The organism is Campylobacter sp. BCW_6464, from assembly GCF_001762775.1.
GTDB lineage: Bacteria > Campylobacterota > Campylobacteria > Campylobacterales > Campylobacteraceae > Campylobacter_D > Campylobacter_D jejuni.
In genome coordinates, this window is sequence record NZ_MJXM01000086.1 from 1,461 (window position 1) to 1,917 (window position 457).

The 457-nt window shown below is 22.3% G+C and carries 1 pseudogene; it reads left to right on the plus strand.

The features are described from left to right. Positions 1–457, plus strand: a pseudogene (locus AJ885_RS10820) (DUF115 domain-containing protein); the annotation flags it as partial.

Genomic DNA, 457 nt, shown 5'->3' on the forward strand with positions numbered 1-457 from the left:
ATAAACAAAATGAGTTTTTACTTAAGGCTTATTATAAAGTTTATCAAAGTATTAAACATTGTAAAGATTTTAGTAAAATACTCAGCAATGATTTTGAAAATATACAAAGTATATATTTGAGTTTAAATGAAAAAGAAAAATATTTAAACTTAGCTATTGAAAAAATAGATGAATTTAAAAATAAACTTGAAGATATTAAACAAATGCAAGATTTGTATGAAATTTTAGACCCCTTGCTAACTCAATTTGAACTTAATCTTGCTAGAATTTATGTTTTAAATCCTAAAACCAAAGAAGATGTTTTTAATAAAAATATTCTTTGGATAAAAGAACATTTAGAATTTATGGAATTAGTTTATGGACATATCAAAGCACAAGAAAGCGCTTTGATAAAAAATATACTTCCTTTAGAAGAAAAACTTAAAGAAAGAAAATTAGATAAATGGATGGAAAGGGT